Here is a 19,319-nt window from a genome sequence, read left to right as displayed (position 1 = left end):
CCCCACCCTTGAGGAACTACCCCTCCAGGAACGCCACCAACGAGTTCGCCAGCAGCCACGGGTCTTCCGCGCCGCACAACTCCCGCGCGCTGTGCATGGAAAGGATCGCCACGCCGATGTCGACGGTCTTGATGCCGTGCCGGGCCGCGGTGATCGGGCCGATCGTCGTGCCGCAGGGCATGGAGTTGTTGGAGACGAAGGACTGGAAGGGCACGTCGGCCTTCTCGCAGGCCGCCGCCCACACCGCCCGGCCCGAACCGTCGGTCGCGTAGCGGTTGTTGACGTTGACCTTCAGGATCGGCCCGCCGTTGACGCGCGGGTGGTGCGTCGGGTCGTGGCGCTCCGCGTAGTTGGGGTGGACCGCGTGGCCCGTGTCGGAGGACAGACAGACCGTGCCGGCGAAGGCCCGCGCCCGGTCCTCGTACGATCCCCCGCGCGCGAACACCGAGCGCTCCAGGACGCCGCCCAGCAGCGGCCCGTCGGCGCCCGTGTCGCTCTGCGAGCCGTTCTCCTCGTGGTCGAAGGCGGCCAGCACCGGGATGTACGGCAGTCCGGCGCCCGAGCCGGCCACCGCGGTCAGGGCCGCCGCTCCGGCGTGGACCGAGAGCAGGTTGTCCATGCGCGGGCCCGCGACGAGCTCCTTGTCCCGGCCCAGGTAGGCCGGCGGCTCCACGGAGTGCACCATCAGGTCCCAGCCGGCGACCTCGCCCTCCGCAAGCCCGGCCGTCTCCTCCAGGAAGGCGATCAGGTCGCCGTCGCGCACGTCGCCGCCGAGGCCCCAGATGGGCTGCAGATGCCGCTGCTTGTCGAGCTTGAGCCCCTCCGCCGACACGGAACGGTCCAGGTGGATGGCGAGTTGGGGGACCCGCAGCAGCGGCCGGTCCACGTTCACCAGCCGCGTCGTGCCGTCCCGCAGCGTCAGCCGGCCGGCGATGCCCAGATCGCGGTCCAGCCAGGAGTTGAGGAGCGGTCCGCCGTAGATCTCCACGGCCACCTGCCGCCAGCCGTGCGCTCCGGTGTCGGGCAGCGGCTTCACCCGCAGGTTGGGGGAGTCCGTGTGGGCGCCGACGATCCGGTACGGCGTGTGGGGCGCCGCGCCCTCGGGGACGTACCAGGCCACGATCGCGCCACCGCGCAGCACGTACTTGCCGCCGCTCGTCCCGTCCCAGGCGTCCGTCTCCGAGACCTGCCTGAATCCGGCCTTTTCCAGCCGTTCGGCGGTGTTCGCCACGGCGTGGTACGGCGTCGGGCTCGCCGCCAGGAAGGACATGAGGTCGTCGGTGTGGCCGCGGTCGAAGCGGGGGGGTTCGCTCATGGGGTTCACCTTAACGACGTACGAGGGCCCGCTCCCGGTGAAGAGGAGCGGGCCCTCGTAAGGGCGATGTGGAATGTCCGTGAGTGACTGGAACAGGTGGCTGGAAAGGGGCGGTGGCGGCGCCCCTTCGCCGACGGGAAGGGGCCGACTAGAAGGCGGCCTCGTCCAGCTCCATCAGGTCCAGCTCGACGCCCTCGGCGAGCTTGCGCGCACCGGTGACGCCCGGCAGGACGTTGGCCGCGAAGAACTTCGCCGCGGCGATCTTGCCCGCGTAGAACGCCTTGTCCTTGGCGGAGGCCGTCGGCAGCTTCTCCGCGGCGACCGCGGCGCCCTTGAGCAGCAGGTAGCCGACGACCACGTCACCGGAGGCCAGCAGCAGGCGGGTGGTGTTCAGGCCCACCTTGTAGATGTTCTTGACGTCCTGCTCGGTGGCCGCGAGGTCCGTCAGCATCAGGCCGACGATCGCCTCCAGCTCGACGGCGGCCTTCGCGAGGTGCTCGCGGGCACCGGCCAGCTCCTCGCCGCCCTCGCCGAGCGCCAGGAACTTCTTGATGTCCTCGGCGAGCGAGTTCAGCGCGGCGCCCTGGTTGCGGACGATCTTCCGGAAGAAGAAGTCCTGGCCCTGGATCGCCGTCGTGCCCTCGTACAGGGTGTCGATCTTGGCGTCGCGGATGTACTGCTCGATCGGGTACTCCTGCAGGAAGCCGGAGCCGCCGAAGGTCTGCAGCGACTGGGCGAGCTGCTCGTAGCCCTTCTCGGAGCCGTAGCCCTTCACGATCGGCAGGAGCAGGTCGTTCAGCGCGTGCTCGGTCTTGACGTCCTCGCCCGCGGCCTCCTTGACGGCGATCGCGTCCTGCACCGACGCCGTGTACAGCACCAGCGCCCGCATGCCCTCCGCGTACGCCTTCTGCGTCATGAGCGAGCGGCGCACGTCCGGGTGGTGGGTGATGGTGACCTTGGGCGCGGTCTTGTCCATGAAGTTCGCCAGGTCGGGACCCTGGACGCGCTCCTTGGCGTACTCAAGGGCGTTCAGGTAGCCCGTCGAGAGCGTGGAGATCGCCTTCGTGCCGACCATCATGCGGGCGAACTCGATGATGCGGAACATCTGGCGGATGCCGTCGTGCTTGTCGCCGATCAGCCAGCCCTTGGCGGGGTGCCGGTCGCCGAAGGTCATCTCGCAGGTGTTGGAGGCCTTCAGACCCATCTTGTGCTCGACGTTCGTGGCGTAGGCGCCGTTGCGCTCGCCCAGCTCGCCGGTCTCGAAGTCGAAGAGGTACTTCGGGACGAGGAAGAGGGACAGGCCCTTGGTGCCCGGACCGGCGCCCTCGGGGCGGGCGAGGACGTAGTGGAGGATGTTCTCCTCCATGTCGTGCTCACCGGACGTGATGAAGCGCTTCACGCCCTCGATGTGCCAGGAGCCGTCCTCCTGCTGGACCGCCTTGGTGCGGCCGGCGCCCACGTCCGAGCCGGCGTCCGGCTCGGTGAGCACCATGGTGGAGCCCCAGGTCCGCTCGACGGCGATCTGCGCGATCTTCTTCTGGACGTCGGTGCCCTCGTCGTGGAGGATGCCGGCGAACGCCGGGCCGGAGGTGTACATCCACACGGCCGGGTTCGAGCCGAGGATCAGCTCCGCGTACGACCAGATCAGGGACGGCGGGGCCGTCGTGCCACCGATGGCCTCGGGCAGGCCGAGACGCCAGTACTCGGAGTCCATGAAGGCCTTGTAGCTCTTCTTGAAGGACGCCGGGACGGGCGCGGTGTTCGTCTCGGGGTCGAAGACCGGCGGGTTGCGGTCGGCGTCGGCGAAGGACTCGGCCAGCTCGTTCTCCGCGAGCCGGGTCAGCTCCTCGAGGATGCTCTTCGCGGTCTCGACGTCCATCTCCTCGAACGGACCCGTGCCGTACAGCTTGTCGCGTCCGAGTACTTCGAAGAGGTTGAACTCGATGTCGCGGAGGTTCGACTTGTAGTGCCCCATGGTCACGGCTCCGTAGAGGGTCGGCGAGGCACTTGGTTCCTCGCGCTAGTTCACGTACCAACAAGTAGCTACGATGATGCTACCCGTCAGTAATAAGACGCAACCCCGATCCGTAATCTGTGACAGGTCACACCGGAACCGTCAGTGTCGCCGTGTAACCCTCCGCCACACTGCCCTTCGTCGCGGCCAGCTGCCGGTCGTGACCGTCGCTGAAGATCCCGTCCGTCTCCAGGGAGAGGCCGCTGAGGTTGCGCACGCTCTCGTCGTAGCCGTCCGTGGCGTACACCGTCTCGCAGACGTCCTTCGGGAAGGCGAGCTGCGAGGTGTTGGTGAGGGAGGTGGCCGCCGTGGCGTCGGCCAGGCTGCCGTAGACCTCGAAGTGGATGTGCGGCCAGCGGCCCGCGTAGCAGCCGGGGAAGATGCTCCGGAAGGTGACCCGGCCCAAGCCGTCGGTCTCCTGGACGCCGCGCAGGTAGTTCTCGTCGGTGACGCCCTCGGAGTACAGGGAGTAGTCGCCGGCCCGGTCGCAGTGCCAGATGTAGACCGCGGCACCCTTCTTGGGCGTCCCGCAGCCGGAGGCGGCGTCCACGACCGTGAGCGTGACGGTCAGGGGCACGCCCTCGGCGGTACCGCCCGCGGAGTCGCCGAAGCTCTTGGTGATGTCGCTGCGGACGACACCGCTCTCCTTGAGGACGTTCACGCCGTTCGAGCCGTCCCCGGGGAAGGGGCCGGCGGTCTCGTCCGGGATGGTCGCGCACTCGGCGGACGACGACGCGGAGCCCTTGGCGGAGGAGGACGAGGACGACGCCGAGGTCTCGTCCTGCGAGGTGCAGCCCACCAGCGGGACCAGGCTCGCCCCCGCCATCAGCCGGATCATGCGCCGGCGGGCGAGGACGGGAAGGTCGTACGAGAGCCCTCTGTCGTGCTCGTGGACTTGGCCGTCGTGGCCCTCGTCGGCGTGGTGTCGGCCCATGGCTGTCCCCTCGCTGGTGCGGTGCCGTCCCGGCACTCCTCCCGGTACGGCAGACGCTAGTGAGGGACAGCTGTCGGAAAGCAGTACGGCGGCTGTCGACTCGCTGTCGGTTTTGCCGGAGCCCCCGTAGCGGCTCCGGTGCCGGCCCGCTCTCCCCACCGCTCTCGGTACTCTTGCGTCCATGTACGGCTACGACCAGAACGTCGGCGCTCAGCAGCAGTACGCCTCGCCGCAGCAGCCCATGCCCGGCGGCGTCGGCGGCTATGGCCAGCAGCCACCCCTGTACCCCGAGCCGTCGCCGCCCTCGCTCGCGGACGCGGTGCGGGCCTTCACCACCGGGCAGATGGCCGCCGAGGACTTCCAGCAGGTCTTCGCGACGTCGAAGGTCTACTGCCCGCGCGGCGACAACCCGGGCTTCCTCGCCCTGCACAACACCCAGCAGCCGGTGATCCCGATGTTCACCTCGCTGAAGGAGCTGCGCCGGTACGCGGGCAAGGAGTCCAAGTACTTCGTCATCACCGGCGCCGAGGTGATCGACCTGCTGCCGACCGGCTACGGCTGCGTCCTCGACATGGAGGGCGAGCACCGCATGGTCTTCGACGCGAAGGCCGTGGAGCAGATGGTCGAGTTCGCGATGCGGCGGATGTACGGATAGCGCTTCGCGGGGTGCCGCGTCGGGTTGTCCGGCGTCTGCGGGTCCGGCCCTAAGGGCGCTCGGGCCCCGTTGCCTCCAGCCGCAGCGCCAGTCCGTCGAGGACGATCTCCAGGGCGGCGGCGAACTTTCCGTCCCGCAGGGCCACCGGGTCGGCCGCCGCTGTCTCCACGCCGGTGTACCCCCGGGCCAGGTGCTCATGGTCGGCGACCGCCTGCTGGGCGGCGGGCAGCAGGCGGGCGATGAAGTCGGCCTCGGTCTCGCCGGAGCGGGCGACCGTGATGAGCCAGGCGCCCTCGGTGGTGCTCATGCCGATGACGTACGAGAGGACGGCGTCGATCGCGCCGTTGGGGTCCTGGAAGCCCGCTGCCGTGAACAGGGCGGCCAGCTGCTCCGAGTACGCCATCAGGTTGGGGCCGAGGTAGGCCAGCCCGGCCTGGCCCAGAACCGACGACAGCCACGGGTGCCGTAGCGCCGTCGTACGGAACGAGTGGGCCGCCTCCGCGACCGCCGCGCGCCAGTCGGGGCTGTCGGCGGGCGGTACGTGGATCTCGGCGGCGACCTCGTCGACGGCCAGCTCCATCAGCTCGTCCTTGGTGGCGACGTGCCGGTAGAGGGAGGCGGCGCCGGCGTTCAGCCGGGTCGCGAGCTTGCGCATGCTCAGCGCCTCGACCCCCTCCGCGTCCAGCATGGTGATCGCCTCGCGCACGATCGTGGCGCGGCTGAGCGCCGGCTGGTCGGACTCGCGCTGGGGGCGGGCCCAGACGGAGGGGATGGAGCTCTGCTTCGTCGTCCTGGCGGCCATCGGCACTCCTTCGCATCCCTGCGTACATCGTTCGCACCGAGCGTACAGGAATCGATGGTTGCGAACACTGTTCCGCTGTGCGTACAGTGTTCGCAACGAAGGAACGGTGTTCACAGAGCCGGGGAGAGCGTCATGGAGGGGAACGTCATGGACGTCAAGGGAACTCGTGATCCACGCCGCTGGTGGATTCTGATCGTGCTCTGCCTGAGCACGCTGGTGCTGGTCGTCGACAGCATGGCGCTGACCGTCGCGGTGCCGGTGATGACCGGGGACATCGGGGCGAGCGCCCAGGACACCCAGTGGATCCTGGACTCCTACATCCTGGTCTTCGCCGGCCTCCTGCTCACGTCCGGCAGCCTGGGCGACCGGTTCGGGCGCCGGAAGGTGATGGTGATCGGGCTCCTGCTCTTCGGGGCGGCCTCGCTGGCCGCGACCTGGTGCACCAGCCCCGGCGAGGTGATCGCCGTACGCGTCGCGATGGGTGTCGGCGGGGCCCTGATCATGCCGTCCACCCTGTCGATCCTCATCACCGTCTTCGACGAGGAGGAGCGCGGCAAGGCGATGGCGGCCTGGAGCTCGGTGTCGATGCTCGGCCTGGTCGGCAGCCCGGTGCTGGGCGGCGTCCTGATCGACCACTTCTCCTGGCAGTCGATCTTCTTCATCAACGTGCCGATCGTGGTGCTGGCGATCGTCGCCGCCCTGACCCTGATGCCGGAGTCCAGGGCGCCCTGGCAGAAGGCGGACCCGCTGGGTGCGGTGCTGTCGGCGGTCGGGATGACGGCCCTGGTCTGGTGGATCATCGAGCTCCCGCAGCACGGTGCGCTGGGCGGCCGCTCCACGGTCACCCTGGTGGTGGCGCTCGCCTCGCTGGTCGGCTTCGTGGTCTGGGAGAACGTCACGAAGTCGCCGATGGTCCCGCTGGTCCTGTTCAAGCACCGCAACTTCAGCGGCGGTTCGCTCTCGCTGGCGCTCGTGCAGATCGGCAACGGTGGTCTGCTGCTGGTCCTCACCCAGTACCTGCAGTTCGTGCTCGGCTACTCGCCGCTCGAGGCGGGCCTCGCCTTCCTGCCGCTGGCGATCACCGCCCTGATCGGCAACGGCGTGGGCGTCAAGCTCGCCGCCCGGTACGGCAACCGGTGGGTGATCCTCGCGGGGATGCTGGTCATGGTGGCCTGCTTCGCCCTCATGGCCACGGTCTCCGCGGACTCCGGCTTCACGGTCCCGGCGGTGGCGCTCGGTCTCCTCGGCCTCGGCGCGGGCCTCGCGATGCCGGCCGCGGTCGGTGCGCTGATGGGCACCATCCCCGAGGACAAGGCGGGCGTCGGCTCGGCCCTGAACGACACCATCCAGCAGGCCGGCACCGCACTCGGCATCGCGATCCTGGGCTCGCTGCTGTCGAGCGGCTTCGCGGACCGGATGCCCGAGGGGACGCCGGAGGAGGCCAAGCACTCGATCGCCGGGGCGGTGGCCGGTGGTGACCCCGGTCTGGTCGCGGCGGCCCGCGAGGCCTTCACCGCCTCGATGTCCACCACCTTCACGGTCAGCGCGATCGGTGTCCTGGCGGCTGCGCTGCTGGCGACGCTGGTGATGCGGGACGACCGGCGCAAGCCGGCCGCCGCCGACTCGGAGAGCGCGCCCCAGAAGCAGCCAGAACCGGTCGTCTGACCTCCAAGTCCGCGCTCTTGCTGACACACTGAGCCGCTCCCGCACCACCGGGTCCTTGTGACGAAGGCCGCGCCCACTTCGGGTGTCGGCCTTCGGCTGTGCCCGGAGGGAATGCCCTCCGGGTTCTTCCCGTTAGGGGTAGCAAGAAGTTCAATGCTCAACTAAAGTGGACGCACAAGGAGGTACCGACATGCCTGCAGTGACCGTCGAGAACCCGCTGACGCTGCCGCGCGTCGCCGCGCCCGTGGACGCCGTTGCCCGTCCCGTGCTCGCCGTCACGACCGCGCCGAGCGGTTTCGAGGGTGAGGGCTTCCCGGTGCGCCGTGCGTTCGCCGGGATCAACTACCGCCACCTGGACCCGTTCATCATGATGGACCAGATGGGCGAGGTGGAGTATGCGCCGGGCGAGCCCAAGGGCACCCCCTGGCACCCGCACCGCGGCTTCGAGACCGTCACGTACATCATCGACGGGATCTTCGACCACCAGGACAGCAACGGCGGCGGTGGCACCATCACCAACGGCGACACCCAGTGGATGACGGCCGGCAGCGGTCTCCTCCACATCGAGGCCCCGCCGGAGTCCCTCGTCATGTCCGGCGGCCTCTTCCACGGCCTGCAGCTGTGGGTGAACCTCCCGGCCAAGGACAAGATGATGGCCCCGCGCTACCAGGACATCCGCGGCGGCAACGTCCAGCTGCTCACCACCCCCGACGGCGGCGCGCTGCTGCGCGTCATCGCGGGCGAGCTGGACGGCCACCAGGGTCCCGGCATCACCCACACCCCGATCACGATGATCCACGCGACGCTGGCGCCGGGCGCGGAGATCACGCTGCCGTGGCGGGAGGACTTCAACGGCCTCGCGTACGTCCTCGCGGGCCGCGGCACGGTGGGTGCGGATCACCGCCCGATCCAGCTGGGCCAGACGGCGGTCTTCGGCAGCGGCGGTTCCCTGACCGTCCGCGCCGACGAGAAGCAGGACTCCCACACGCCGGACCTCGAGGTCGTCCTCCTGGGCGGGCAGCCGATCCGCGAGCCGATGGCCCACTACGGCCCGTTCGTCATGAACACCCGTGACGAACTCCAGCAGGCCTTCGACGACTTCCAGAAGGGCCGGCTGGGCACGATCCCGGCCGTGCACGGGATGAGCGCCGACGGCCCGTCCAAGGCCTGACCCGCCCAACCCGCACGACACGCCTGACCCGCCGACACGAGAAGGCCCGCCTCCGCCCCCCCCGGTGCGGCTGCGGGCCTTCCGGCGTCCCGTCACCCACCCGGTCCGCCCGCGCACGACAGCGTCGTCCCGCGCGTGATCCGCTGGAACCGTGCAGGCCCCCACCCCGCTGCTCCCCGATCCCGTCCGGCGGCTCGCCGCCTGGTGTGCCGTCGTGTTGCTCGTCGCCGGGGTCGTCTACGTCGGGATCCGGCTGGTCGTGGAGTTCAGTACGGCCGTGGTGCCCGTGCTGCTCGCGCTGCTCGGGACGGCGCTGCTCGGGCCGCTGCACCGGCGGCTGGTGCAGGCCAAGGTGAACCGGTCGGTCGCCGCCGGGCTCACCTGCGTCGCCGTGGTGGCCGTCGTGGGCGGGACCGTCTACATCGTCGCCGCCGCGATCGTCGACAGCGGGGACCAGATCGTCGCCTCGCTCAAGCAGGCGGGCCGGGACCTGGCCGAGCACTTCGGGGCCGCCGGAACCTCGCTGGACGACCTCGCCACCAACTCCAAGGAGCTACTCACCAAGTTCGGCGGGACGGCCGCCTCCGGGGTCATCAGCGGGGTCAGTGTCGTGGGCGAGACCATCGCCATCGCCGTGCTCGCGCTGCTGCTCGTCTTCTTCTTCCTGCGGGACTCCCACCGGGCCGCCGGTGCCGTGCGGTCCGTGGTGCCCCGTAGCAGCGGGGATCTGGTGGAGGCCATGGCCAGGCGCGCCTTCCGGGCGGTGGAAGGGTTCATGCGGGGGACCACCTTCATCGCCTTCATCGATGCCGTCTGCATCACCGTCGGACTGCTGATCCTCGACGTGCCGGGTGCGGTCGGGCTCGGTGCGCTCGTCTTCATCGGGGCCTACATCCCCTATCTCGGCGCCTTCATCTCGGGAGCAGTCGCCGTGCTGGTCGCGTTGGCCGACAGGGGGTTCGTCGTCGCGCTGTGGGTGACGGGCATCGTGCTCGCCGTGCAGCAGCTGGAGGGGCATGTGCTGACGCCGGTGATCCAGAGCCGGACCGTTCAGATGCACCCGGCCGTGGTCATGGTGACGATCACCGCGGGGGCCTCCGTGGCCGGCATCCTCGGCATGCTGCTCGCCGTACCGCTCACCGCAGCCGCCACCGGAGTCGTTTACGAACTGAGAGAGCGCTACGCCGACTCCGAGCACTCCGGCCCGTCCGCGCCCCCGGCGCCCTCGGACTCGTAGAGCTCGAACCAGATGCTCTTGCCCTCGCCCCGAGGGTCCACGCCCCACGCGTGAGCCAGCAGCTCGATCAGCATCAGGCCCCGCCCGGACGACGCCAGTTCGCCGGGCCGGCGCCGGTGGGGCAGGTCGTCGCTGGTGTCCGTCACCTCGACGCGCACCCGGCGGTCCCCCGGCCCGCCCCGCACCTCGGCCAGCAGCAGGGCGTCGGCGTCGGTGTGGACGAGGACGTTCGTCAGCGTCTCGGACAGCAGCAGGACCGCCGAGTCCACCTGGTCGTCGCAGGCCCAGTCGTGCAGCAGCTCCCGCAACTGCTGCCGGGCCACCGCGACCCGCTCCGGCTCGGCCTGCGCCACCGACAGCATGGTGCGCCGGATCGTCGGCCGTACGGCGACCGGATCACCGCAGCCGCACCCCTCCTCCTGCCGCCACAGCAGCAGTACGGCTATGTCGTCCTCGCGCCGGTCGGCGAGCGGGCCGGTGGTGTGGTGGGAGGACGGGCCGTGAACGGCCTGAACGAGGGCGTCGGCGAGTGCCTCCAGGTCGCCGTCGTGTTCCTCGAGGATCGTGCGGATGCGCTTCCAGCCGGTCTCCAGGTCGTGGCCGCCGGTCTCGATCAGGCCGTCCGTGCAGATCAGCATGGTCTCGCCGGGTTCCAGGGTGATCCGGGTCGTCGGGTAGTCGGCGTCCGGGTCGATGCCCAGCGGAAGGCCACCGGCCGTCGGGCGGGCGAGCACCGTGCCGTCGATCATGCGGATCGCCGGGTCCGGGTGGCCGGCACGGGCGATGTCCAGCAGCCCGGTCGCGGGGTCGACCTCGACGTACAGGCAGGTCGCGAAGCGCAGGTCGGTCGGGTCCTCGTCGAGGGAGCCGAACGTCATCCCGTGCAGGAAGCGCGAGGCGCGGGAGAGCACGGCGTCGGGCCGATGGCCCTCGGAGGCGTAGGCGCGCAGCGCGATCCGCAGCTGGCCCATCAGGCCCGCGGCCCGTACGTCATGGCCCTGGACGTCGCCGATGACGAGGGCGAAGCGGCCGTTGGGCAACGGGATCATGTCGTACCAGTCGCCGCCGACCTGAAGGCCGCCGCCGGTCGGGACATAGCGTGCCGCCACGCTCATGCCCGGTATCTCGGGGCCCAGCTGAGGGAGCATCGAACGCTGCAGGCCGTCCGTCAGCTCGCGCGCGGACTCGGCGGCCTCGGCGCGGGAGAGGGCCTGGGCGAGCATGCGGGCCACCGTCGTCAGCACGGACCGCTCGTCGGGCGTGAAGGCGACCGGATAGGTGAACGCCGCCATCCAGGCGCCCATCGTGCGGCCCGCCACGGTCAGCGGCAGAAACGCCCAGGACTGGCGGTTGAAGTGCGCGGCGAGCGGCCAGGTGACCGGGTAGCGGTCCTTGTAGCGCTCGGGTGAGGAGAGATAGACGGCACGGCCGGTGCGGACGACCTCGGCGGCCGGGTAGTCCGTCTCCAGGGCCATGTGCGTGAACGGGCTTTCGTCACCGGGCTGGTGGCCGTGATGGCCGATGATCGTCAGACGGTCGCCCGTCACCCCGAACACCGCGAGTCCGTCCGGTGAGAAGCCCGGCATCGACAGGCCCGCCGCGACCCGCAGCACCTCCGCCGTCGACCGTGCCTCGGCCAGCGCCCGGCCCGCGTCCAGCAGGAACGCCTCCCGCGAGCGCCGCCAGTCGCCCGTGACCGCCGTACGCCCGGCCGAGGTGCCCGGCACCGGTTCGGTGACCTCCTGGAGGGAGCCGGTCACCTCGTACGACTTCTTCTCGCGGTCGAACGAGGCGTGGAAGCGGCTGCGGCCGAGCCGGATCACCCGGCCCCGCTCGTCCATGATCCGCACCCGCGCCTCGCCCAGCGTGCCCTCGGCCACGGCGAGCTGGATCACCCCGCTGATCTCGTTCCAGTCCACCGGGTGCAGGCGGGCGCGCACCTGGGCCTGGCTGAGGGTGGCCTGTTCGGCGGGCAGCCCGAGCAGCCGTGCCGCCTCCGCGTCGACCGTGACCAGTCCCGTGGCGGTGTTCCAGTGCCACAGTCCGGTCGCGAGGGCGGCGAGAACCTCCCCCACGGCGGGCAGGGGCTCACCAGTGCGCATTGCCCCACTCTAAGAAGAGGTGATCGCACACTGCCACCGAAGCTGTACGGGGCACCTGGTCGGGAAGGGCCCGCGGGCACCGCCAAATGGTGGGGAGCCGATCTTGGGGTCCCCGGTAGGCTGGGGGGAGTTTCACGTGAAACACGCCCCCCGATCCGCGAAGACTGGATGAACGACGATGCATCGGTACAGGTCCCACACCTGCGGCGAGCTCCGCTCCTCTGACGTCGGCACCGACGTCCGACTGAGTGGCTGGCTGCACAATCGGCGCGACCTGGGCGGCATCCTCTTCATCGATCTGCGCGACCACTACGGCATCACGCAGCTCGTCGCCCGTCCCGGCACGCCCTCCTACGAGGCTCTCGACAAGCTCTCCAAGGAGTCCACCGTCCGCGTCGACGGCAAGGTCGTCTCCCGCGGCGCCGAGAACATCAACCCCGAGCTGCCCACCGGCGAGATCGAGGTCGAGGTCGGCGAGGTCGAGCTGCTCGGCGCGGCCGCCCCGCTGCCCTTCACGATCAACACCGAGGACGGGGTCAACGAGGAGCGGCGCCTGGAGTATCGCTTCCTGGACCTGCGCCGCGAGCGCATGCACCGCAACATCCTGCTGCGTACGTCGGTCATCTCGGCGATCCGCCACAAGATGACGGCGCTGGGCTTCAACGAGATGGCGACGCCGATCCTGTCCGCGACCTCCCCCGAGGGCGCCCGCGACTTCGTCGTCCCCTCCCGGCTGAACCCGGGCAGGTTCTACGCCCTGCCGCAGGCGCCGCAGCAGTTCAAGCAGCTGCTGATGATCTCCGGCTTCGACCGCTACTTCCAGATCGCGCCCTGCTTCCGTGACGAGGACGCGCGTGCGGACCGTTCGCCGGGCGAGTTCTACCAGCTCGACGTCGAGATGAGCTTCGTCGAGCAGGAGGACGTCTTCCAGCCGATCGAGCAGCTGATGACCGAGCTGTTCGAGGAGTTCGGCAACGGCCGCCACGTCACGTCCCCGTTCCCGCGGATCCCGTTCCGCGAGGCGATGCTGAAGTACGGCTCGGACAAGCCGGACCTGCGCGCCCAGCTGGAGCTCGTCGACATCACCGACGTGTTCGAGGGCTCGGAGTTCAAGGCGTTCGCCGGCAAGCACGTGCGTGCGCTGCCGGTGCCGGACGTCTCCGCGCAGCCCCGCAAGTTCTTCGACCAGCTCGGTGACTTCGCGGTCTCGCAGGGCGCCAAGGGCCTGGCCTGGGTCCGTGTCGCCGAGGACGGCTCGCTGACCGGCCCGATCGCCAAGTTCCTCACCGAGGAGAACGTCAAGGTCCTCACCGAGCGTCTCGGCCTGGAGGCCGGCCATGCCGTGTTCTTCGGCGCGGGCGAGTTCGACGAGGTCTCGAAGATCATGGGCGCGGTGCGGGTCGAGGCCGCCAAGCGTGCCGGGCACTTCGAGGAGGGCGTCTTCCGGTTCTGCTGGATCGTCGACTTCCCGATGTACGAGAAGGACGAGGAGACCGGCGCGATCGACTTCTCGCACAACCCGTTCTCCATGCCGCAGGGCGGCCTGGAGGCCCTGGAGAACCAGGACCCGCTGGACATCCTGGGCTGGCAGTACGACATCGTCTGCAACGGCGTCGAGCTGTCCTCCGGCGCGATCCGGAACCACGAGCCCGAGATCATGCTCAAGGCCTTCGAGATCGCCGGTTACGACCGTGAGACCGTCGAGGACAAGTTCGCCGGCATGCTGCGAGCGTTCCGCTTCGGCGCCCCGCCGCACGGCGGCATCGCCCCCGGCGTCGACCGCATCGTCATGTTGCTCGCCGACGAGCCGAACATCCGCGAGACGATCGCCTTCCCGCTCAACGGCAACGCCCAGGACCTGATGATGGGCGCGCCGACGGAGCTGGAGGAGGCGCGGCTGAAGGAGCTGCACCTGACGGTGCGCAAGCCGCAGCCGAAGTAGGCGGCCCGTTGCCCCAGTAGGCAGCGAACTCGAAAAGTGGCTCGGAACCGGCGTAGGTTCCGAGCCACTTTCTCTTGCGGCCGTCATGCAGGGCTCTCACCCAGGTCTTACCTAACCCCCTGACAGGCGCGCTCCCTAACTTCCCTGCACATGACGGGAAACCAGACGGCCGAAGGGCCGAAACACAAGCGGGACCTCACGCGTCGCAAGGTCGTCGTCGCCGGTGCGGGAGCCGCCGCGGCGGTGGGCGTCGGCGGCACGCTGGCGGCGGGCGCCTTCGCGGGTGAGCCGGCGGCGAGCGGTGCGAAGGCGTCGGGTGCGAAGGCGTCGGCGAGCAGCAGCTCCACCGCCGCGGAGACCTGCTACAAGCTCACCTCGGAGACCACCGAGGGCCCCTACTACATCGACGCCGACAAGCTCCGCCAGGACATCACCGAGGACAAGGAGGGCATCCCGCTCACCCTCCGCATCAAGGTGATCGACGCCGAGAGCTGCAAGCCGGTCGGCAACGCGGCCGTGGACATCTGGCACTGCGACGCGCTGGGCCTGTATTCGGGCTACGAGTCCTTCTCGAACGGCGGCGGGGGCGGCACCCCGCCCACAGACGCCCCTTCGGGCACGCCCACCGCGGTGCCGTCCGGCACCCCGACCGGAGAGCCGCCGGCCGGCGGCGGTGGCGGCGGGCACGAGGAGCCGACCAGCGACACCCGCTATCTGCGCGGCACCTGGAGGACGGACCGCAAGGGCTTCGTCACCTTCAAGACCGTCTTCCCGGGCTGGTACCAGGGCCGTTGCGTCCACATCCACACCAAGGTGCACGTCAGCGGCGAGTGGACGGACGCCGGGTACGAGGGCGGCACGACCTGCCACACCGGCCAGTTCTTCTTCGACGAGGAGACGGTCCTGCTCTCGGCCGAGGAGGAGCCGTACTCCACGTCCACGACGGAGCGCACCACGCTCGACGAGGACACGATCTACGACCAGAGCGGGACGACCGGCGGCCTGCTCAAGCTGAAGTACAAGAAGAACGACATCGCCAAGGGTGTCCTCGCGACGATCACCGTGGGCGTCGACCCGGAGGCGACGAACACCGGGACCTGACCGGCGGCGACATCACTCCTCGTCCGGCGGAGGCTTGAGCGCCTCCTCCTCCAGCAGGCGCTCGGCGATGTCGTCGGCCCAGGCCCTGACCCACTGGCGCAGCGTTGCCACCGACTCCGCGGTGAGGCCCCGGGCGGTGAACACCCGGTCGTCCAGCAGTTCCGTCGCCTCCAGGCGGGACTGCAGGTCGGCCGGGTCGAACTCGTCCCAGGCGTGGCGGCGGCCCTGCTCCACCAGGTCGGGGAAGCTCCAGTGGGCCGCGGCGGCGTAGACGTCGATCAGGTCGCGTGCGGTGCCGCGGTCGGTCAGGGCGCGGACCTTGGTGCCGATGAGGTCTTCGAGGGAGAGGGCCGGGCCGAGGTCGGTGGTGACCGGCGGGTGCCAGAGAGTCTCCTTCAGGAGGTCGAGCGTGTGCTCCTCGGCATCGCCTCCGGTGAGCTGGTCACCGGCGTCCGGGGCGGTGACGAGCAGCCGGGCGGAGAGCGGGTCGGTCTCCAGGGGGCGTACCCGCCAGCCGAGTTCGGTCAGGCCACGCAGCATGTCGGCAGCGATCCGGTCCATGGGCTCGGGCGACTCCGTCGCCACCTCCAGCGGCCCACGCACCGACTCCCACGACGTCAGACCGTGCGCTCGGACCGCGTACTCGCCGGCCAGGACGAGAGGATAGCGGGCGCCCAGAGCGAGGACGTCGGTCAGGAGGTGGCGGGGCTGCGGGATCATCGTGCGCCGATTATGGCTGCCCCGCCGAGTCGGACGACCTCGGCGGGGCCGGGCGTACGGCTACTTCGCCACGAACTGCGTCAGGATCGCCTGCACCTCGTAGATGTCGACGCCCTTGGTGAACGTCTTCTGGACCGGCGTCGCCGAACCCGAGAGCCAGATCTTCAGCTCGGCGTCCAGGTCGAAGGTGCCGGCCGTCTCCACCGCGAAGTGCGTGATGCTGCGGTACGGGATCGAGTGGTACTCCACCTTCTTGCCGGTGATGCCCTGCTTGTCGACCAGGATCAGACGGCGGTCGGTGAACAGGATGGTGTCCCGTATCAGCAGGTACGCCGCGTGCACCTGCTCACCGTGGCCCAGCAGCCGCGCGTAGTCCTGCTGCGCCTGCCCCTGGTCGATGGTGTGCGCGTTTCCGAAGAGTGCCATGAATGGATCCCCCCATGTGATGGCCTTACATGATCTTCGCAATGTATAGCGCCTCGGGGGTGTCCAGGCATAGGGGCGTAAACGATCAGGTGTCGTACGAACCGTCCCAGGGTGCCCCGAAGCCCAGGTGGTCCGGGTACAGCTCGGCCCACGCCTCACCCTCGTCCTCGTCCGTCACCAGGCCGAACAGCACGCCGTCGACGGTGAGTTGGAAGGGGCGGACGGTGATGTCCGTGTACGTACGGCGGGGAAGGCTGCGCAGCTGGGTCGCGAGGTGGGCGCGGGCGCGGGCGAGCACCGAGTCGGGTCCGTGCGGGGCGCGCATCTGCTCGGCCCAGGTGCCGGCGCACCAGATCTCCGAGTCGCGGTACCGGCCCTCGGGGTCGAAGGTGTGCAGTACCGAGTACAGGCGTTTGTGCTCTTCCCAGCCGGTGCCGAGGTCGAAATCCTTGGGGAAGGCGTACGTGACCGACCCCAAGAACTGTCCGTCCGCGTAACAACCGATCGCCTCGGTACGGCCGTGCGGCTCGTAGGCGATCGGGATGACCTTTGGGACTGCCATGGCGGAAACCTTACGGTCGTGACGGGGGGCATGGTGGCGGTGGGGGGCGATCCATGCCAACCGGATGGACAACATCCGCGTGATGTCCCCGAGTTGCACACCGATCAGTCAAGACCTCCACGGCAACCTTTCGGATCTCCGCGACCACAGAGGAGTCGGAAGCCCGCTCACGCGGGATCGCTCGCCGGTGTGCGAGCCTCACCGAAGCATCCGAAGGACTCATTCGTGGCATCCGATTCCCACCGCCCTGTCCAGCGCCCCTCCCACCGCCGTTCCCTGCGTCGGCGCCGCACCGCCATCGCCACCGCCGCGCTCGCGGCGGCCGGTATCGGTGCCGGTGTCCTTGTGGTGAACGCGAGCGCCGACGCGGTCGACCTGTACCACCAGTCCCTGCCCGCGAAGGACGGGTGGGCGGCCTCCGGCTCCGGTACGACGGGCGGCTCGAAGGCCGACTCCGCGCACGTGTACATCGTCAGCACCCCAACACGTTCACGGACGCGCCGGTCTTCGACAAGTCGCTCAAGACGTACTTCGGCCGCAAGTACCAGATCCACGACGGCGCCCTCGACATCACCAACGGCTCCGACCTGGTCACCGTCGAGCGCAATGTCTTCAGCAACCACGACAAGACGATGCTGATCGGCAGCAGCGACACCGACAGCACCGGCAAGCTGCGGGTCACCCTCCACCACAACGTCTGGAAGGGGATCGTGCAGCGGGCGCCCCTGGCCCGCATCGGCCAGATCCACCTCTACAACAACCTCTACGACACGACCACGCTCAACGGCTACGCGCCGAAGTACAGCATCGACTCCCGCGCCAGGGCCCAGGTCGTCGCCGAGCACAACGCCTGGAAGCTGCCGTCCGGCGCCAAGCCGGCCAAGCTGCTGAGCGGTGATGGCACCGGCTCGATCGCGGGCACCGGCAACCTCGTCAACGGCACCGCGACCGACATCGTGGCCGCCTACAACGCCGCGAGCTCGAAGAAGATCAAGACGACGGTGAACTGGAAGCCGGCGCTCACCGCGGGCCTGCAGACGTCGGCGAAGAACCTCGCGACCGAGCTGGCGGCCAGCACGGGAGCCGGGGTCCTCAAGTAGCCGGCGCCTCTTCCAGCCGCGGGAACAGCACCGCACCCTTGGTGACCGTCGTACCGGCGGGGAGCCTCCCCCAGTCGGCCGCCTCCTGGATCCTCTGGTCCCGGAGCCGGCCCAGGGAGGCCTCCGCGCCCAGGGAGTCCCAGAGCTTCGCGGAGGTCTCCGGCATGATCGGATCCAGGAGCACCGCGATCGCGCGCAGGGATTCCGCGGCCGTGTAGAGGATGGTGGCGAGACGGGCCCGGCCCTCCTCGGATTCCTCCTTCGCGACCTTCCACGGCTGCCGCTCGGTGAGGTAGCCGTTGACCTGCTTCACGAAGTCGAAGACCGCCAGGATGCCGCCCTGGAAGTCCAGCTCGTCGCCGATCCTGCGGTCGGCCTCCGCGACGGCCCTGGCGAGACCCTCCTGGACGGCCCGCTCGGCCTCTCCGTGGGCCGTCGACGCCGGCAGCTCGCCGCCGAAGTACTTGCCGACCATGGCCGCCACGCGGGAGGCGAGATTGCCGTAGTCGTTCGCCAGCTCGCTGGTGTAGCGGGCGGAGAAGTCCTCCCAGGAGAACGAGCCGTCCTGGCCGAAGGCGATCGCGCGCAGGAAGTACCAGCGGTACGCGTCCACGCCGAAGTGCGAGGTCAGGTCCTGCGGCTCGATGCCGGTCAGGTTGGACTTGCTCATCTTCTCGCCGCCGACCAGCAGCCAGCCGTTGGCCGCGATCCGGCCCGGCAGCGGCAGACCGTTCGCCATCAGCATGGCCGGCCAGATGACCGCGTGGAAGCGGAGGATGTCCTTGCCGACGAGGTGCACGTCGGCCGGGAAGGTCGACTCGAACTTCTCGGGGTTCTCGTTGTAGCCGACGGCCGTGGCGTAGTTGAGGAGGGCGTCCGCCCAGACGTAGATGACGTGGTCGTCGTCCCAGGGGACCTTGACGCCCCAGTCGAACGTCGAGCGGGAGACGGAGAGGTCCTGAAGGCCGCCCCGGACGAAGTTCACCACCTCGTTGCGGGCCGACTCCGGCTGGATGAAGCCGGGATTGGCCTCGTAGTGGGCGAGGAGGCGCTCACCGTACTCGCTGAGCTTGAAGAAGTAGTTCTCCTCCTTGAGGAGGTCCACCGGGCGCTTGTGGATCGCGCACAGAAGGGTGCCGTCCGCCGCCTCGATCAGCTCGCCGGGGAGCTTGTACTCCTCGCACGCGACGCAGTACGGCCCCTCGTAACTCCCCTTGCGGATACGGCCGTTGTCGTACAGGTCCTGGAAGAACTCCTGCACCCGGTCCGTGTGCCGTTTCTCCGTCGTACGGATGAAGTCGTCGTGGGAGATCTCCAGGTGCTGCCAGAGCGGCTTCCAGGACTCCTCGGCCAGCCGGTCGGCCCAGACCTGCGGCGGCACGCCGTTCGCCTCGGCCGTCCGCAGGATCTTCTGGCCGTGCTCGTCGGTCCCCGTGAGGAACCACACGTCCTCGCCCCGCTGCCGGTGCCAGCGGGCGAGGACGTCGGCCGCCACCGTCGTGTAGGCGTGGCCCAGGTGCGGGGCGTCGTTGACGTAGTAGATCGGGGTCGTGACGTAGTACGTCATGACCTC

15 protein-coding genes and 1 pseudogene are annotated in these 19,319 nt (G+C 69.7%); 7 read left to right on the top strand and 9 right to left on the bottom strand.

Going from position 1 to position 19,319, the window contains the following annotated elements; all coding sequences use genetic code 11:
* Nucleotides 1–16: 16 nt before the first annotated feature.
* From ACZ7M7_RS27345 to ACZ7M7_RS27335, 3 genes are all read right to left on the bottom strand, one after another.
* The gene (locus ACZ7M7_RS27345; protein ID WP_472121055.1) at nt 17–1,315 is read right to left on the bottom strand and encodes a M18 family aminopeptidase; all 1,299 of its coding nucleotides are present in this window, start codon (nt 1,313–1,315) and stop codon (nt 17–19) included.
* A gap of 148 nt (nt 1,316–1,463) precedes the next feature.
* Nucleotides 1,464–3,290: an acyl-CoA dehydrogenase gene (locus ACZ7M7_RS27340; RefSeq protein WP_383628788.1), complete on the bottom strand. Its 1,827-nt coding sequence runs from the start codon at nt 3,288–3,290 to the stop codon at nt 1,464–1,466.
* 127 nt (nt 3,291–3,417) lie between these two features.
* Nucleotides 3,418–4,263 (bottom strand): intradiol ring-cleavage dioxygenase, encoded by an 846-nt coding sequence (locus ACZ7M7_RS27335; RefSeq protein WP_472121050.1) that lies wholly within the window; start codon nt 4,261–4,263, stop codon nt 3,418–3,420.
* Between the two features lie 181 nt (nt 4,264–4,444).
* On the opposite strand from ACZ7M7_RS27335, the gene ACZ7M7_RS27330 reads away from it, so the two are divergent.
* Nucleotides 4,445–4,918: an SseB family protein gene (locus tag ACZ7M7_RS27330; protein ID WP_383608480.1), complete on the top strand. Its 474-nt coding sequence runs from the start codon at nt 4,445–4,447 to the stop codon at nt 4,916–4,918.
* Between the two features lie 49 nt (nt 4,919–4,967).
* On the opposite strand, the gene ACZ7M7_RS27325 is transcribed toward ACZ7M7_RS27330, so the two are convergent.
* A complete protein-coding gene (locus tag ACZ7M7_RS27325) occupies nt 4,968–5,720 on the bottom strand; it encodes a TetR/AcrR family transcriptional regulator C-terminal domain-containing protein (RefSeq protein ID WP_472121045.1) in 753 nt (250 codons plus the stop codon).
* Between the two features lie 132 nt (nt 5,721–5,852).
* Here ACZ7M7_RS27325 and ACZ7M7_RS27320 point away from each other — a divergent pair, with 132 nt between their 5' ends.
* The 3 genes from ACZ7M7_RS27320 (at nt 5,853) to ACZ7M7_RS27310 (ending at nt 9,793) form a co-directional block, all read left to right on the top strand.
* Complete coding sequence (locus ACZ7M7_RS27320; RefSeq protein WP_472121042.1) at nt 5,853–7,385, top strand: MFS transporter; 1,533 nt, start codon at nt 5,853–5,855, stop codon at nt 7,383–7,385.
* Between the two features lie 190 nt (nt 7,386–7,575).
* Entirely contained in the window at nt 7,576–8,556 is a 981-nt protein-coding gene (locus ACZ7M7_RS27315; protein ID WP_383608488.1) for a pirin family protein, read from the top strand.
* A gap of 151 nt (nt 8,557–8,707) precedes the next feature.
* Complete coding sequence (locus ACZ7M7_RS27310; RefSeq protein WP_472121037.1) at nt 8,708–9,793, top strand: AI-2E family transporter; 1,086 nt, start codon at nt 8,708–8,710, stop codon at nt 9,791–9,793.
* On the opposite strand, the gene ACZ7M7_RS27305 is transcribed toward ACZ7M7_RS27310, so the two are convergent.
* Nucleotides 9,736–11,895, bottom strand: a complete 2,160-nt coding sequence (locus tag ACZ7M7_RS27305; RefSeq protein WP_472121032.1) for a SpoIIE family protein phosphatase — start codon at nt 11,893–11,895, stop codon at nt 9,736–9,738. The genes ACZ7M7_RS27310 and ACZ7M7_RS27305 overlap by 58 nt on opposite strands.
* Nucleotides 11,896–12,073: 178 nt before the next feature.
* On the opposite strand from ACZ7M7_RS27305, the gene aspS reads away from it, so the two are divergent.
* Together aspS and ACZ7M7_RS27295 are read left to right on the top strand one after the other, a co-directional pair.
* Nucleotides 12,074–13,837 (top strand): aspartate--tRNA ligase, encoded by a 1,764-nt coding sequence (gene aspS, locus ACZ7M7_RS27300; RefSeq protein WP_383608497.1) that lies wholly within the window; start codon nt 12,074–12,076, stop codon nt 13,835–13,837.
* 150 nt (nt 13,838–13,987) lie between these two features.
* Nucleotides 13,988–14,938, top strand: coding sequence for an intradiol ring-cleavage dioxygenase (locus tag ACZ7M7_RS27295; RefSeq protein ID WP_472121027.1), 951 nt, complete (start codon nt 13,988–13,990; stop codon nt 14,936–14,938).
* A 12-nt stretch (nt 14,939–14,950) separates the two neighbouring features.
* Here the strand turns inward: ACZ7M7_RS27295 and ACZ7M7_RS27290 are convergent, their stop codons facing one another.
* The 3 genes from ACZ7M7_RS27290 to ACZ7M7_RS27280 form a co-directional block, all read right to left on the bottom strand.
* A complete protein-coding gene (locus tag ACZ7M7_RS27290) occupies nt 14,951–15,658 on the bottom strand; it encodes a nucleotidyl transferase AbiEii/AbiGii toxin family protein (RefSeq protein ID WP_472121023.1) in 708 nt (235 codons plus the stop codon).
* A gap of 60 nt (nt 15,659–15,718) precedes the next feature.
* Nucleotides 15,719–16,084 (bottom strand): PH domain-containing protein, encoded by a 366-nt coding sequence (locus ACZ7M7_RS27285; RefSeq protein WP_093907565.1) that lies wholly within the window; start codon nt 16,082–16,084, stop codon nt 15,719–15,721.
* A gap of 85 nt (nt 16,085–16,169) precedes the next feature.
* On the bottom strand, nt 16,170–16,646 hold the full coding sequence (locus ACZ7M7_RS27280; RefSeq protein WP_472121017.1) for a hypothetical protein: 477 nt from the start codon (nt 16,644–16,646) through the stop codon (nt 16,170–16,172).
* 225 nt (nt 16,647–16,871) lie between these two features.
* Here ACZ7M7_RS27280 and ACZ7M7_RS27275 point away from each other — a divergent pair.
* Nucleotides 16,872–17,746, top strand: a pseudogene (locus ACZ7M7_RS27275) (pectate lyase family protein).
* Here the strand turns inward: ACZ7M7_RS27275 and metG are convergent.
* Nucleotides 17,739–19,313 carry a methionine--tRNA ligase gene (gene metG, locus ACZ7M7_RS27270; protein WP_472121014.1) on the bottom strand — a complete coding sequence of 525 codons (1,575 nt, stop codon included), beginning with the start codon at nt 19,311–19,313 and terminating at the stop codon, nt 17,739–17,741. The pseudogene ACZ7M7_RS27275 and the gene metG sit on opposite strands and share 8 nt — an antisense overlap.
* Between the last annotated feature and the right edge of the window lie 6 nt (nt 19,314–19,319).

The organism is Streptomyces sp. NPDC111606, from assembly GCF_055656945.1.
This window is presented reverse-complemented; position numbering and strand designations above follow the sequence as displayed.

Bases quoted from the DNA above. Each gene is read 5' to 3' on its own strand.
- ACZ7M7_RS27285 (WP_093907565.1), bottom strand. From the start codon at position 16,084: ATGGCACTCTTCGGAAACGCGCACACCATCGACCAGGGGCAGGCGCAG.
- ACZ7M7_RS27345 (WP_472121055.1), bottom strand. From the start codon at position 1,315: ATGAGCGAACCCCCCCGCTTCGACCGCGGCCACACCGACGACCTCATG.
- ACZ7M7_RS27325 (WP_472121045.1), bottom strand. From the start codon at position 5,720: ATGGCCGCCAGGACGACGAAGCAGAGCTCCATCCCCTCCGTCTGGGCC.
- ACZ7M7_RS27290 (WP_472121023.1), bottom strand. From the start codon at position 15,658: ATGATCCCGCAGCCCCGCCACCTCCTGACCGACGTCCTCGCTCTGGGC.
- ACZ7M7_RS27320 (WP_472121042.1), top strand. From the start codon at position 5,853: ATGGAGGGGAACGTCATGGACGTCAAGGGAACTCGTGATCCACGCCGC.
- ACZ7M7_RS27330 (WP_383608480.1), top strand. From the start codon at position 4,445: ATGTACGGCTACGACCAGAACGTCGGCGCTCAGCAGCAGTACGCCTCG.
- ACZ7M7_RS27305 (WP_472121032.1), bottom strand. From the start codon at position 11,895: ATGCGCACTGGTGAGCCCCTGCCCGCCGTGGGGGAGGTTCTCGCCGCC.
- ACZ7M7_RS27280 (WP_472121017.1), bottom strand. From the start codon at position 16,646: ATGGCAGTCCCAAAGGTCATCCCGATCGCCTACGAGCCGCACGGCCGT.
- aspS (WP_383608497.1), top strand. From the start codon at position 12,074: ATGCATCGGTACAGGTCCCACACCTGCGGCGAGCTCCGCTCCTCTGAC.
- ACZ7M7_RS27340 (WP_383628788.1), bottom strand. From the start codon at position 3,290: ATGGGGCACTACAAGTCGAACCTCCGCGACATCGAGTTCAACCTCTTC.
- ACZ7M7_RS27295 (WP_472121027.1), top strand. From the start codon at position 13,988: ATGACGGGAAACCAGACGGCCGAAGGGCCGAAACACAAGCGGGACCTC.
- ACZ7M7_RS27335 (WP_472121050.1), bottom strand. From the start codon at position 4,263: ATGGGCCGACACCACGCCGACGAGGGCCACGACGGCCAAGTCCACGAG.
- metG (WP_472121014.1), bottom strand. From the start codon at position 19,313: ATGACGTACTACGTCACGACCCCGATCTACTACGTCAACGACGCCCCG.
- ACZ7M7_RS27315 (WP_383608488.1), top strand. From the start codon at position 7,576: ATGCCTGCAGTGACCGTCGAGAACCCGCTGACGCTGCCGCGCGTCGCC.